This window comes from Bradyrhizobium sp. USDA 4354 (genome assembly GCF_054060315.1).
In genome coordinates this window covers 474,170-488,281 of sequence record NZ_JBSSDC010000001.1, presented here as the reverse complement: position 1 = coordinate 488,281, position 14,112 = coordinate 474,170, and the positions used below count along the sequence as shown (strand labels likewise).

Genomic DNA, 14,112 nt, shown 5'->3' with positions numbered 1-14,112 from the left:
TACTTTGGCCCGCCATGACTGATCAGGTCGTCCACAGCGCGGTTCACCCGTTTTCGGCACGTGCAGCGCTCCCCTGGGCGGTGGGGCTCGGCCTCTATGCTGTGTTGCTGGTTGCCGGGCCGCGGCTGCTCGGTGATCCCGACAGCTTTTCTCACATCGAGGTCGGTCGCTGGATCATCGCGCATGGCACCCTGCCGGCGAGCGATCCCTTTTCATTTTCAAAGCATGGCGCGCCCTGGATCACCTTCGAATGGCTGTCCGAGGTCATCTATGCTGCCGTCTACGCGCTTGCCGGCTGGCCGGGCGTCGTCGCGATCGCGGCCGCGGCGATAGCGCTCGCCTTCGGCCTGTTCACCTCCTTCCTGCTGCGCGAGCTTTCGCCAACCCTCACCCTGCTCATGGTGATCGCAGCAATCGTCCTGCTGGCGCCGCACATGCTGGCGCGGCCGCACGTGCTTGTGCTGCCGCTGCTGGTGACCTGGGCGGCTGCGCTGGTTCGCTGCATGGATCGCAGCACGCCTCCGCCATATTGGGCCCTGCCGCTGCTGGTGCTGTGGGCCAATCTGCACGGCAGCGTGGTGCTGGCGCTTGGGCTGATCGGCCCGGCGGTGCTCGAGGCGCTGCTGCGTGAGCCGCGAAGCGAATGGCCGCGCGTGCTGCTGCGGTGGCTGCCATTCTCGGCATTTGCTCTGGCGGCTTCCTGCCTGACGCCGCACGGGCCGGAACCCCTGCTGATGCCGCTGACCACGCTCGGCCTCGGCTCCGCGCTCGCCTGGATCGCGGAATGGCGGCCGCAGGATTTCAGCCACATCGGCGGCTTCGAGCTGCTGCTGCTGGGGAGCATCTTTGCGCTCGCGCGCGGCGTCACGCTGCCGGTGGTGCGGGCCTTGGTGGTGATCGGCTTGCTCCATTTCGCGCTGGCGCAAATACGCAATGCGGATCTGCTGGCCATGCTGGCGCCGCTCTATCTGGCGGCCCCGCTGGGCCGGACGTTCGGCGGGCCGAGCGGGCACGATGCCGACGGCTCCTCGCGCGGCTTGCACCTGGCCGCGGTCGGTGTCTTGGCCGCGATGAGCGGATTGGCCCTGGCGCGCGACATCCGGCCGCCGTCCATCATCACCCCCGAGGCCGCCATCGCCCGAGCCGGCCTCGCCAAAGCGGGCCGCGTGCTCAACGACTATTCTTTCGGCGGCTATTTGATCTTTGCCGGCATTCCCACCTTCATCGATGGCCGCGGCGAGCTCTACGGCGGGCCGTTCATCGACCGCTACAATCGTGCGCTGGCGCTGATCGACCTTGGAGACTTTCTCAAGCTGCTCGACGACTACGGCGTCGGCGCGACCGTGCTTGCCCCGCGCACACCGGCGGTCGCAATGCTCGACCGGCTGCCGCAGTGGCAGCGCGTCTACAGCGACGATGTGGCGGTCGTGCACAAGCGGCGGGAGACGCCGCAAAGATAGATCAAGCGGTACCGAAGGCGGCGTATTGGCCCCCGAGCCATATGCCTCTCAGAGCGCCTTCGAGACGCCGCGCCGGTTTGGTGTCCCAGGGCAGCAGCAGGAAATGCCGCGCACCGATCGCGCGCAGGCCGCTAGCCGCCATCAACTTCCGGGTCGTGCCGGCACCGAGCAGGACCGCGTCCCGGTCGAACTCGCAGCGCGCAACGGCCAGGCGCGTCAGCGGGTTGTACGGATTGTGCTCGATCACGCAGACGAGCCCGCCGGGGCGCGTCACGCGCCGCATCTCGGCGATGAACTGCGCCCATTCGGTCGGCGCGATATGGTGCATCACGCAGACGGCCGTGACCAGATCGAAGCTGGCGTCGGCAAACGGAAAATTGCGGCCGTCAAATTCCCTGTAGTCGACCCCGCGGTTGTGAGCGCGAGCCTGCGCCAGGCTGGCCGATGAGACGTCGATGCCGCTCAAGCCGCCGACCATGCCATGCAGCAGCGGGTGAAGGCTGCCGACGCCGCAGCCGACGTCCAGCATCTCAGGCCTTTCCGTGTCCAGCCGCTGCGCGATCAGATCGCGCAGCAGATCGGCCTTTGCGCGCATGAAGAAATCATGCGGCAGACCTGAGAAGTCGATCGAGGATTGGACCACATCACGGTAGTTGTCGTGATAACCGTCGAAGAGCTCGGTCATGCGCTGGTTCACTCGTTGACGGCGTGGATCGCGTGTGTCGCCGATGTCTCGTCGCGATCGAAGCCGACCCGTGCCTGCACCACGTAGAGCGGGCGGCGTTTCACCTCGGCATGGATGCGGCCGACATAGAGACCCACGATGCCCGTCATCAGCATGTTGATTCCACACAGCAGCGACACGACGACGATCGTCGAGGACCAGCCGGTCACGAGATGGCTGTCCTTGCTGAGCCATAACAGGACCACCCAGCCGCCGTAGAGCAGCGCCAGTCCGGAGACCGTCAATCCGCACCAGATGGCCAGCCGCAAGGGCAGATCGGAAAAGCCGAGCGCGGCGTTCACCGCCAGCCGGACCATCTTGAACAGCGGGTATTTGGTTTCGCCCGCGGCGCGCTCGAGGCGGTGGAAGGCGACCTCGGCCTGCCGGAAGCCGAGCCAGGCGATCATGCCGCGTACGAAGCGATCCTGCTCCGGCATCTGCCTGAGCGCGTCGAGCACCTTGCGATCGATCAGGCGGAAGTCGCCGACATCGGCGGGGATGCCGACGGAGGACATCCTGCCAAGGAGCCGGTAGAATAGATGCGCGGTCGCACGCTTGAAACGGCTTTCGCCCTCGCGCGACAGGCGGCGGGCGTGAACGATTTCGTTGCCCTCCTTCCACTTCGCGATCAATTGCTCGATCACTTCGGGCGGATCCTGCAGGTCGGCGTCCATGACGATGACGGCATCGCCTTGCGCGGCGTCCATGCCGGCGGTGATGGCGATCTGATGGCCGAAATTGCGCGACAGGCCGATGTAGCGAAAGCGCGGGTCGCGCGCCGCGAGCGCCCGCAGCACGATCGAGCTGGAATCGCTGCTGCCGTCGTCGACGAAGATCGCTTCTGCCGGCCCGTCGAGCCTGGACATGACCTGGTCGAGCCGGCGCAACAGGACCGGCAGCACGGCTTCCTCGTTGAACACGGGGATGACGAGGCTGTAGCGGATCGATCTGGAATTGGCCGCCATGCGAGGGATTCCGGCTGGGTTGCAGGGGCGGAAGTCTATGAGCCGGTGGTTAAGGCCGCCTTGCCGCAACCGTTAAGGGTCTAGGGGCGAGGGCATGGCAGGGAGAGGCAGACCGGAATGGTGACGTGCAGTTAACCACGCTCGGGCAGCCGCGGCTTCGGTCTAGGACTTGCGGCGAATCCGGTAGAGGACAAACCGCTCCGAGGTCTCCAGCACCTCCAGCAGATCCGGCAGCGGATTTGCGGCCGGTGATCCCAGCACATAGAGGTAGTCGAAATCCCGGTACCAGGTGCGGACAAACGGCGGAGCCTCCGGCGGCGGTCGGCCCGTCGCGATCGCGGCAAGCAGGCCTGACGGCACCGGTCCGCCATAGGGGATGGCAATACGGCGCACGTCCTCACGCGGCCGCACGGGCTGCTTGCCCGCTTCCGTGAACAGGTTGGGCACGAATGCGTTGGCATAGTGCACGGCCAGCGTCGGCGCATAATACATCGGATACGAGGTGAGGTCGGCGAAGGGCGGATCTCCATTGTCGCCCGTGCTTCCGACGAGAACGCGTGAGCCGCGATCGATCTTCTGGAACGAGGCGATGATCGCCGCATAGTCGGTGCGGTAGGGCAACCAGACCGCGAGGACGACGGCGAGATTGAGCAGTGTGATGCCGCTGATCGCAGCGAGCGCAGCCATTCTCCACGCCCGGCCTGGCAATGACAGCGAGCAGAACGCCGGCAGGATCAGAGCCGCTGCGGGAATCATACGAAGATCGACGAACGAGGTTCCGAACAGTTTTGAGGGAATGACGAGGTAAAGGAGCGCGAAGCCGATCGCGAGCCAGATCCCCGCCGGCTCGAGCCTGACAACGCCGCGCCTTGCGGCGAACAGCAGTGAAATCATCAGCGCCAGTCCGGTGATCGCGGCGATCGTCAGATTGTAGCCGTTCATGATGCGGAGCGGCCAGATCGGCTTGAATGCGACGAACCAGCTGTTGCCTTCGCTTCCGATCGAGCCTGCCGTGACGTGCATGATCGCAAGCAGCGCGAGCGCCGGCAGGGCCAGCGCGCCAAGCCGCGCGGCTGCGACGGGATACGCGACCCGCCCTTGGCGAATACGCGACAGTTCGAAAAGGCCAAGCGTCGCGCCGTAGATGCCGAGCGAAAAGAAATGCGCCACATAGAGCGCGGCGACGAAGATCAGATTGGCGGCGAAGCGCAGCGGCCAGGGGCCTTCGGCCAGCATCAGATAGACGGCAATGCCCCAGAGCGCGAGGCCGAGTCCGAACTCGAAATTCACGAACCCCCAGCTGAACGGCAGGCAGTAAAGGAAGGCGAGCGCAGCGAAGCCGGCGAGATCAACGCGTCCCTTCCTGACCCATTCGAGCAGAAGCGCGCCGGTGACGATCAGCAATTGGCTCAGCAGCAGAAACAGCCGTGTGGCGCTCTCGACGCTCATCAGCCGCGCCATCTGGGGGACCAGCAGATCCATTCCGAGGTTGGGATAGAAGGCCCAGGCCACCTCGTAATGCGGATTGGCATCGGGGGTGCCATTCTGGCTGAGAACATACATGCGGGCGAGGTGATTGGGATAATCGACCATCGCGGGAATCGGCGTCAGCAGCACCGGAAGAAACGAGACCGCCGCCAGCATCGCGAGAACGATGATCGCCACGGCTCGGTCCGGGTCGGGACGAGCCGGATTTGTCAGGGTCGGCTTGCTGGAAGGAACCATGTGATGGAGTCGCTGAGGCCGAAGACGTGCCCTGGAGCAGTTCCTCACTTCGAAGGCGCCGCGGTCGCGCTGTCTGCGGTGTCTCGCACATGGATCACCGCGATGTCGTCCGCATAGATCCGCTTCCAGCCCTTGAGCTGGTCGAGGATCTGCGGGCCCGGCGCATCGGCGACCAGGAGCGTCGCGTCGATCTTGTACTCCTCGAGCAGGCGCGGCAGCAGCTCGGGCTTCTTGCCCTCGGTCGCCTTGAAGAAGTCCATGATGAACTTCTCGCCATAGAGCTCGGCGCGGCCGTCGACGAAGACCGGAATGTCGCGCGAGATCAGATAGCCGCCGAACTGGTACGCGTTGAAGATGCGCTGCGGCTTGAGTCTCTCGAGCAGGTCGACCGCCGCAACCGGCGTCTGCGTCATCGTGAAGGCGAAGCGGTGGTGCCCCATGTAGAGCGACGTCGAGGTCCAGCTTGCCGCCACGATCATCAACGCGCCAAGCGCGGTGACATAGCGGGCCGGCCAGCGGTCGGCACCGGCCACGTCAGGCGCCGGACGCGGGAACATCTCGCCGAGCGGCTTTGCCAGCACCAGCGGCACCAGAAACGCAAATGCCTCGATGCTCCTGACATGGCTCAGTGCGCTCCAGGTCAGGAACAGGATCAGGAAGATCCGGGGCGCCGACAACACCAGGCCGCGATAATAGCCGAATGCGATCAGGGCGAGCAGGGCGCCCTCGAACGGGGTAAACGTGGCGAAGTTCGCCGGCATCCATTCGAGGATCAGCGACAGCAGCTCGCCGAGGCTGAGGATGTTGGTCGCGCCCTGCAGCGTTCGCCAGCCGTACGGTGTGCAGCAGCTCGCGACCAGCGCGCCGATTCCGAACAGCACCCAGCGCATGAACAGCGACAGCCGTCGTCCCTTCTCGGCATGCTCGACCGCTTCGAGCGAGATCGGACCGATCAGCGCGAGGCCCAGCACGAAGCCGCCATGAAGGTTCGCCCAGAGCGCCATCAGCGGCAGCCAGGTCCAGGACGGCGCGCTCTTGCGGTCGGCAGCCGCCATCAGCAGGCCGACCCAGGCCAACATGACGGGCAGCGCCAGAATATGCGGACGCGCCAGCACGTGGTGGATCGACAGCAGCAGCGCCAGCATCGCGAACAGCACGGCGCGCGGAGCTTCGATATGCGCGTCGAGCAGATAGACGAAGATTGCGACCGCGAGCGCGACGGCGACCGCGGTGAGGATGACGGGGCCTGCCCAGTCCCATTGCGCATGGGAGAAGGCGAACGCGGCCTGCGACAGCCAGGACGTCGAAATCCACGGCTCGCCGGTTCGCGTGAAGGAATAGATATCGATGGTGGGCATGGCGCGGTGATCGAGGATCCATTGCCCGATCTTGATCTGCCAGAACGAGTCGGAATCCTGAAGCAGCGTGTCGCCGAGAAAAAGGAAGAACAGGTAGGCGCCGGCGCCGACGCACAGTGGCACCAGGGCCCGCGCGCGGCCCTGCACCGCGATGCTGTTGGCAAAGGAAAGGGACATGCCGCCTCGTCGTCCTGTTGTTCTTGTCGGTCCGAGCATGATCCGGACCCGGAGGGCCGCGTTGGCGCAAGGCAGGTAGCGGCTTTCCGAGAAGATCATGCGCAAACAATAACCTGAAGCACGATGAACAATTCATCTCATCCCGCTTCAGCCCGAGTGGGCGGCATTGGACCACGGCGGTCATAACTTCGGGTAAACCGGCTGCGCCAGGCCGGCTTCAGGTCTCGACAATTTAACGGATTGTTTTGGAATTCGATTTACCATGGGCGAATAGGCGCAAACCGTTCGATGTTTAAGCAGTCGAATTAACTGCGGCGCAATTCTTTGCCTCTAGGTTCGGTTCCATGGTCGTGCGGCGCTGGGAAGCCGAAAAGACCAGATCAGTTGTAGCCTCGTGTACTCATTTGGAGCACTCTATGAAGAACCTCGTTGCGCGTTTCTTGAAGGATGAATCCGGCGCCACCGCCATTGAATACGGCCTGATCGCTGCCGGCATCGCGCTGGCGATCATCACCGTCGTCAACAACCTCGGCACCACGCTGAACGCCAAGTTCACCTCGATCTCGACCAGCCTCAAGTAAGACTGGACGATCACCGGAATAGCGGAGAGCCCCGTCATCGACGGGGCTCTTTTGCTTTGCCCGGGGGTATCGGCGCGGCGCATTCGACAATCAGGCTTAAGCCTCCTTCAAGTCATTCGGGTGTATGGCTTGAACGCATCTGCGTTACCGTATTGCGTCAAAGGAAGCCGCATGGCCGAAGCTTCGTCCGTCCCGCTTGCTGTTGGTCGTCACGCACTCCCTGCGACGCTCTTCAACATCTCTTTCGTGCTGGCGATCGTCACGCTGGCGTATTTTCCGACCGCTTACCTCACCCATCTGTGGATCTTTGACGCGGACGGACGCGGCATCCCGACGGACTTCGTCAATGTCTGGGCGGCCGGAAAGCTCGCGCTCGAGGGGCATCCCGCGCAGGCCTGGGATTGGGATATTCAGAAGCAGGTCGAGCTTGCGCTGCTCAAGCAGGATTTCGTCGGCCACTTCGCCTGGCACTATCCGCCGCCCTTCCTGTTCGTCGCGTCCTTCCTCGCGCAGTTTCCCTATGCGGTGGCTTTCATCGGCTGGGCCGCGTTCAGCATGGTGCCCTATCTCGCCGTGATGCGCGCGATCATCGGGCGCAGCGCGGGCCTGGTGATTGCGATTGGATTTCCAGCCGCCTTCCTCAACATCCTGGTCGGGCAGAACGGCTTCCTCACGGCATCGCTGATTGGCGGCATGCTCTATCTGCTGCCGAAGCGCCCTGTGCTGGCCGGAATCTGTCTCGGCCTTCTCAGCTACAAGCCGCAATACGGACTGCTGTTTCCGCTGGTTCTGCTCGCCGCCGCCGAATGGACGGTGCTCTTCACGGCCGCAATCGTCACCGCTGCGATCGCCGCGGTGTCCTGGTTCGCCTTCGGCACCGAAAGCTGGCAGGCGTTCTTCCACTGGATCCCGATGTTCTCACAGGCCTTCCTGACCGAAGGCAGGGCGCCTTGGTTCAAGATGCAGAGCATCTTCGCGCTGGTGCGCTATCTCGGCGGCACCGAGCAGCTCGGATGGATCTTCCAGTGGGTGTTGACGGCAGCGGTTGCCGTCGTGCTGGTCGTGGTGTGGCGGAGCCGGCTGCCCTACGCCCTCAAGGCGGCGATGCTCGCGACCGCGACGCTGCTCACGACGCCCTATCTCTTCATGTATGATCTGGTCGTGCTGGGCATCGCGGTGGCCTTCCTCATCCGCGCCGGGCTCGATGAAGGTTTCACTCGCCATGAGGTGATGGCGCTGGCGCTCGTCTTCGCGCTGCTTGCGAGTTTCCTGTTCCTCGGGCAACCGGTGGGCTTCCCGGCCATCCTGATCGTGTTCGGGCTGATCCTCGGACGCTGCGCGGCTTGGCGGATGGCCGAGGCTGCATCGGCGCAACTCGCGGCAGCGCGAACGAGCTGAGAAGCTCGACCAGGCTCGGGCTCCGGGTGAGACGCTAGGGCGTGTACTCATAGGCGTTCGCCGTCAGCGTCGATGTCTGCTGCACCCTCGATAGCGGCGGAACAGCTGACATTCCTCAGCCGCCGCTGAGGGCCAACAGGCGACCTTTCTGGATCGGCCACCGCCGACGGTGGGTGATGCCCGCGGCACAAGAAGCGGGCTCCGCCTCGCACGCATGCGTTGAAGGAACCGGAGTTGAGCTCGCGTTGTCGGGTCGGGGTCGTCGCAGCAATATGGCTATGGAGACGGCTTGTATACGTGAGTATAGTCGTCACGAGGCATATTCCTGGTCGATCATTGACCGCTGTGAGGCCAGGTTCGACCCGCCGTGCATCGTTAGCGATCACCCGCCGTTTGCCACTCCGGGCGAGAGACAGGTCCGCAATCCGGTAGAAGAATGCCTCGATTGATCCATCGCTCGTGAGCAAGAGGTGATCATGCACCATCCGATTCAAGTGCCGTCGGTCGCGCTCGATTCGAATGAGCGCAAGCGCCCCGAGGAGGCACTGCGCGAGAGCGAGGAACGCTTTCGCACGCTGGTGCAATTCTCCTTTGATGTGTACTGGGAAACTGACGCGCAGCATCGCTTCATCCGCCAGGAGTTCGCTGAGACACTTCCCGAACCGCCCGTCTCCGAGATCGGCAGGACACGATGGGAGGTCCCTTATCTGGAGCCTGATGCAGAGGGCTGGCGCAAGCACCGGGAGATACTCGATGCCCACCTTCCGTTTCGCGATTTCGAGCTCGCGCGGCCGACGCCCGACGGCGGCAAGCGCTATGTGTCCGTCTCCGGGCTTCCCATCTTTGACGACACCGGGCACTTCATGGGCTACCGCGGTGTGGGGCGCCACATCACGGAGCGCAAGCGCGCCGAACAGGCGCTGATCGAGAGCGAGGCCCGTTTCCGTACCTTCGTGGACCACGCGACCGACATGTTCATGCTCCACAGCGAAGACGGTCGCGTTCTCGATGTGAACCGGAATGCCTGCGAAAGCCTCGGCTACAGCCGGGGCGAACTGGTCGGTGCAGCTGCCTCCTTCTTCGATCTGCAGATGGATCAAGCGGCCTGGCGTGCCAACCGCGAGCGCCTCAAGGCCGGCGGCATCGCTACGCTCGAGAGTCGCTATTGCCGAAAGGACGGCATTGTGTTTCCCGTCGAAGTCCGTATGCGGGAATTCTGCGAAGGCGGCCGGTCACAGATCATTTGTCTAAGCCGCGACATAACCGAACGCAAGCGAACCGCCGAGACGTTCCGCGAGATGCAGGCTGAACTAACCCACGCCAATCGCGCGGCGGCGATGGGCCAGGTCACGGCTTCGGTGACACACGAACTGAGCCAACCGATCACCGCGATGCTCTGCAACGCAGAAGCCGCACTGAACTGGCTAGAAACACAATCTCCGGATCTCGAAAAGGCACGGCAGGCGCTCGCATCCATCGTCGCAGAAGCCAAGCGAGGCGGTGAGATCATCGGTTGGATCCGTTCCCTGATCAAGAAAACGCCGGCGCCGAAGGAGAGCGTCGACCTCAATGGCGCAATCCTGGACGTGATCACCATAGCTCGGAGCGAGCTGATCAAGCATGATGTCTTGGTCCAGACCGACCTCGCTCCGGGCTCGCCGCTCGTGAAGGGCTATCGCGTCCAGCTGCAACAGGTCGTTCTCAATTTGATCCTCAACGCGATTGAGGCAATGAACTGCCTCGACGTTGGCGGACGAGAGCTGCGAATCAGCACGGCTGCAGATGCCTCAGGTCTCGTCGTTGTCGCCGTGCGGGACAACGGTCCCGGACTTGACGTGGCAATGATCGACCGCCTGTTCGACCCTTTCTACACCACCAAGCCGGACGGCATCGGCATGGGCTTGTCGATCTGCCAATCGATCGTCGAGGCGCACGGAGGGCGGCTTTGGACCCGAGCGAATGAACCACGGGGGGCCGTGTTTCTGTTTAGTCTGCCTTCGGAACAGGGGTGATCCACGCCGCTTTTCATGAGCGGGCGCTGCGCAGGCGGGAGCCCGCGGCCTCAAACGCATCCTCGCTACGGACGCGATGATCCTTCATGCCGGCCGCAGCGGCGCAACGGGATCGGCGCGTTCGCTCGCTCGCAGCAGTCATTATTCAATCACCTTGTCGGCTCGGCCGATGACCTCGGCCGGAATTCTCAATCCTAGCGCCGCAGCCGTCTTGAGGTTCAGGGCAAGCTCGAAGGCGATCGGTTGCTCGACCGGAAGCTCTGCCGGTTTGGCTCCCTGAAATATCTTGGCTGTATATTGTGCTGTTTGCTTGCCCATCACTGCGAGGCTTGCCCCATAGCTTGCGAGGCCACCCAAATCCACGAAGGCGCTGATTTGGTAAACCGCTGGAATCTTCTTACGAGCGGCCAGTAAAACAATTTCCGGCTCTATCGGAGCAGCAGGTACGAAAAGTGCATCGCACTTTTCCTGCACCATTCTTTCGAAAGCTTGGCCGAGATCATCCCGGGAGGAAGTAAAGATGGGGATCGTCACCAGACCCAATATCTTTGCAGCGGCCTCCGTCTCTTCAAACTGCCGCTTGCGGGCGGGGATGGGCGAGCCCAGCACGGCCACTCGCGTTGCTGCGGGAAGGATACTGTGCAGAAGTTCAAGTGACTTGCCGGTTGTGTCGGAGAACATCGTGGCTACACCGGTAAGGTTTCCTCCGGGATGCGCTAAGCTGTTGATAAGGCCCAAAGCCACCGCATCCCCGGCTCCCCACATCACGATAGGAATGGTTGCGGTTGCTCGTCGCGCGGCGGCTATTGCAGGTGTTGCAACTGCGACCACTACGTCTGGCTTTACGGCGATCAACTCGTTCGCGAGCTGATCGAGGCGCTCGATATGGCCCTCTGCCGCTCTGCGCTCGATGACAAGGTTCTTGCCGTCCGTGTAGCCGAGCTTCTGCAGTTCGCTCCTGAAAACTTCGAACAAGGCGCGCTGGACTTCACTTTCCCACGAGTCGGTGTTCAGGAATGCCAAACGCCACACCTTACGAGAGGACTGCTGCGCTCGTGCATTTGGCGGTCCCGCCAAAATCGCGCCGATCGCCAGCGTGATCACATCCCGCCGTCTCATCGCCCGACCTCCTGACGCGCATAGGAGGACAAGCATAGCACATTAAGCTATGTCCGCTTAGGATCATTCTCGACGATTGGGCCTGATCTCGGTTGCGCCCGGTCGACCCCTCACAGCTGACGTCTAGGCGGCGGCGCTGGCCAATTGCAGACTAAGCGTCCGCAAGCGAACGGCGGTGGGTTAGCCAATAGTCATTCTGCCACTCCTCGTAGCCAAGCAACTCACCAAAGCGCCTTTCGCGGTTGTCGGACCATGCTCCGGGCTCGCTCAGAAGCGTAAGCATTGCATCAACCCGCCACTCGTGGCCCGGTAAGGCGTAGAATAGCCTTCGGTATTTGAGCTGCGGCAGTTCAGGGCACGGTTCGATCACCTCGTGTCTTATCAGTCGGCCTACAGCAACATGCCTATCGAACAGCCGCCAATATCGAATACAGATGTCTGGCTCATCACCGACGAGATCCATGAAATATGCGAGGGGCTTCGTGCCCCTCAGCATTAGGCCGAGTTCTCTGTTGGTGTGAACCAAATAGGGCAGCTGACGAAGCCATTTGGGGTGCATGTTCGGCATCTTGACCGCACAACGTTAGTTTCCGCGAAGAGTCAAAACCGATAAAGTGTCCCCGAGCAGATGTTTCCGCTTGGCCATCGGCAGCCGAGATTGCCCTTGGCAGTACACATCTAGTGCGCGGCCGCCCGCGCGATGAGCGGACAGCTTTCGAGGATCGTGCCGGGGCGGGCGCCCTCGATGGCGACGCAGGGCCGGGAGCGATCGATGGTGAGTGCGTAACGATCCAAAAGCGCGTTGCGGTCCGGTTCGCCGCGCATGTGCAATTCGCGGACGCCGCCGGGCAGCGGCGCCTTCAGCCCGGCGCGAATTCGCTGGTCGAAGATGCCGCCGGGGACGATTGGCACAGCGATATCGGCGAGCAGGTAAAACCGCGACTGGGAGGGGAGCTGCGGCGCGATATAGGCGAGCGGCTTGCCGAGGATAAAGTAGGTCGCGGGCTGATCGAGCTCGTTAGCGATCTTCGGCCGGTAGACGTCGGACCAGGGGCGGTGCCACCAATCCGCCGGCTGCGACCACGCTGCGATCGCGGCTGCAACCGTCAACGTCAGCACGCTGAGCGGACGAGGGGACGCCGTCAGCCATGTCGGCCCGGTGCTCGCAGCGAGGCGCGCGAGCAGCAGAACGATCAGCGGGCCGCACAACAGCTCCAGAACGACCGCATAGCGCTGGATCGAGAACAGGCCGAGCCACGCCAGGTAGGAGACTGCAAACAGCACCACAAGCTGCGCATCACGTCGTGTGAGGATCGCGCGCTTTCGCGTCTTGCGGGCCCACAGGCCGAGCGCGAGCAGGACCGTCACGACCGCGAATCGCGCGTCGCGGAACGGATGCTCCGCGCCTCTGTGGTCGCCGATCAGCCAGTAGAAGGGGTAGGCCAGTGCGTCGAGCACGCCATGGGGCATGAACTGCGCATCCATCAGATTGACGGCGGCCACCTCGCTTGACTGGAATAGTGCATTGAACAGCGGGAAGATCGGATTGCCCGTGTCGCGCCACGTGATCAGGCACCATCCGCCGCCGGTGAGCGCAGCGCCGATAATCCCGCCGGCTCCAAGAAGCGTGATCGCCCGCAGCGGACGCGTGGAGGCGAGCACCGCCGCGGCAGCGCCTATCGCGTAGACGACATTGGTCAGCTTCAGCCCGACCGCAGCGCCGATCAGGAGCCCGGCCAGCAGGTAGCGGATCGCGGGTTGGCGATCCGTAGTCAGGATCAAAAGGCAGCCGCCGATCACGGGTAAGGCAAGCAGCACGTCGGAAAAGCTGGTGCCGACTTCCGAGAGCGTCATCGGACCTGAGGCCGCGATTGCGACCGCCGCCGCGATCGAAGCGATGGTCGCGGCCTGGCGCAGGACCAGGCGTGCAAACAGGCAGATGAGCGCGAGGTTGAGGCCGTGAATGGCGCCGATGATCATCAGCCCATACGGCGACGGCAGGACTTGGCGGAGGTAATAGACCGGAAAATAGACGATCGGATTGAAGTAGGTCTGAAAGCCCGGCGGGATCGCATCGACGCCATAGCGGCCGTTGAGAACGGCCCACACATTGTATTCGTGGTAGTTCTGCCAATCCCAGTTGACGTCCTCGCCCATTGCCAGGGTGTAGAGCGCGCCTGCCAGCATCGAGCAGACGACAATGGCGATGGCTGCAAGCGCCTTGCCGCGCGGCTTCGCCGACCATGATTGCCGCAGCCTCCCGGCCGCGGGGATGGACATGACCTCTCGCAGATCGGAGGAAATCGCCGCGCGTTCCAACATCAAGGCGCCATGTGCGCCGGGAACATCACGAGCAGAGCCGGGTCGCTGAACCGCAGAAAGCCCGCTCGTGAAACGCATTGCCGAATTCCAATTTACAACCGCATGACTACCGCCGGCCAGTTAAGGTTGCATGAATCAATGCGGGAATTTTGCGGCTTGACGCGTAAAGGTTGCGTACGTCGGGAACAGGATGAGGGCGGAGTGCGGGTCAACAGGTGCAACGGCACTGACGCCGATGAGCCTCATCCAGAGGAGGCGCGTCAGCGCCGTC

Annotated in this window: 10 protein-coding genes; 4 read left to right on the top strand and 6 right to left on the bottom strand. The window is 63.2% G+C overall.

The genetic code is table 11. The annotated features are described in order from the left end of the window. The first annotated feature begins 14 nt into the window (after positions 1-14). On the top strand, positions 15-1,460 hold the full coding sequence (locus tag ACVIIV_RS02345; RefSeq protein WP_456742725.1) for a hypothetical protein: 1,446 nt from the start codon (positions 15-17) through the stop codon (positions 1,458-1,460). A 1-nt stretch (position 1,461) separates the two neighbouring features. On the opposite strand, the gene ACVIIV_RS02340 is transcribed toward ACVIIV_RS02345, so the two are convergent. From ACVIIV_RS02340 to ACVIIV_RS02325, 4 genes are all read right to left on the bottom strand, one after another. Continuing rightward, positions 1,462-2,145, bottom strand: coding sequence for a class I SAM-dependent methyltransferase (locus tag ACVIIV_RS02340; RefSeq protein ID WP_456742724.1), 684 nt, complete (start codon positions 2,143-2,145; stop codon positions 1,462-1,464). Positions 2,146-2,153: 8 nt separating this feature from the next. Then, positions 2,154-3,149 (bottom strand): glycosyltransferase family 2 protein, encoded by a 996-nt coding sequence (locus ACVIIV_RS02335; RefSeq protein WP_456742723.1) that lies wholly within the window; start codon positions 3,147-3,149, stop codon positions 2,154-2,156. Between the two features lie 162 nt (positions 3,150-3,311). Next, complete coding sequence (locus tag ACVIIV_RS02330) at positions 3,312-4,874, bottom strand: hypothetical protein (RefSeq protein WP_456742722.1); 1,563 nt, start codon at positions 4,872-4,874, stop codon at positions 3,312-3,314. A gap of 44 nt (positions 4,875-4,918) precedes the next feature. Further along, positions 4,919-6,409 carry a hypothetical protein gene (locus tag ACVIIV_RS02325; protein WP_456742721.1) on the bottom strand — a complete coding sequence of 497 codons (1,491 nt, stop codon included), beginning with the start codon at positions 6,407-6,409 and terminating at the stop codon, positions 4,919-4,921. A gap of 416 nt (positions 6,410-6,825) precedes the next feature. On the opposite strand from ACVIIV_RS02325, the gene ACVIIV_RS02320 reads away from it, so the two are divergent. From ACVIIV_RS02320 to ACVIIV_RS02310, 3 genes are all read left to right on the top strand, one after another. Continuing rightward, entirely contained in the window at positions 6,826-6,990 is a 165-nt protein-coding gene (locus ACVIIV_RS02320; protein WP_197963016.1) for a Flp family type IVb pilin, read from the top strand. 171 nt (positions 6,991-7,161) lie between these two features. Beyond that, entirely contained in the window at positions 7,162-8,388 is a 1,227-nt protein-coding gene (locus ACVIIV_RS02315) for a glycosyltransferase family 87 protein (protein ID WP_456742720.1), read from the top strand. 476 nt (positions 8,389-8,864) lie between these two features. Further along, positions 8,865-10,400, top strand: a complete 1,536-nt coding sequence (locus tag ACVIIV_RS02310) for a PAS domain-containing sensor histidine kinase (RefSeq protein WP_456742719.1) — start codon at positions 8,865-8,867, stop codon at positions 10,398-10,400. 141 nt (positions 10,401-10,541) lie between these two features. Here the strand turns inward: ACVIIV_RS02310 and ACVIIV_RS02305 are convergent, their stop codons facing one another. Together ACVIIV_RS02305 and ACVIIV_RS02300 are read right to left on the bottom strand one after the other, a co-directional pair. Beyond that, positions 10,542-11,519 (bottom strand): ABC transporter substrate-binding protein, encoded by a 978-nt coding sequence (locus tag ACVIIV_RS02305; protein WP_456742718.1) that lies wholly within the window; start codon positions 11,517-11,519, stop codon positions 10,542-10,544. A 678-nt stretch (positions 11,520-12,197) separates the two neighbouring features. Next, complete coding sequence (locus ACVIIV_RS02300) at positions 12,198-13,799, bottom strand: glycosyltransferase 87 family protein (RefSeq protein ID WP_456742717.1); 1,602 nt, start codon at positions 13,797-13,799, stop codon at positions 12,198-12,200. Positions 13,800-14,112 lie beyond the last annotated feature (313 nt).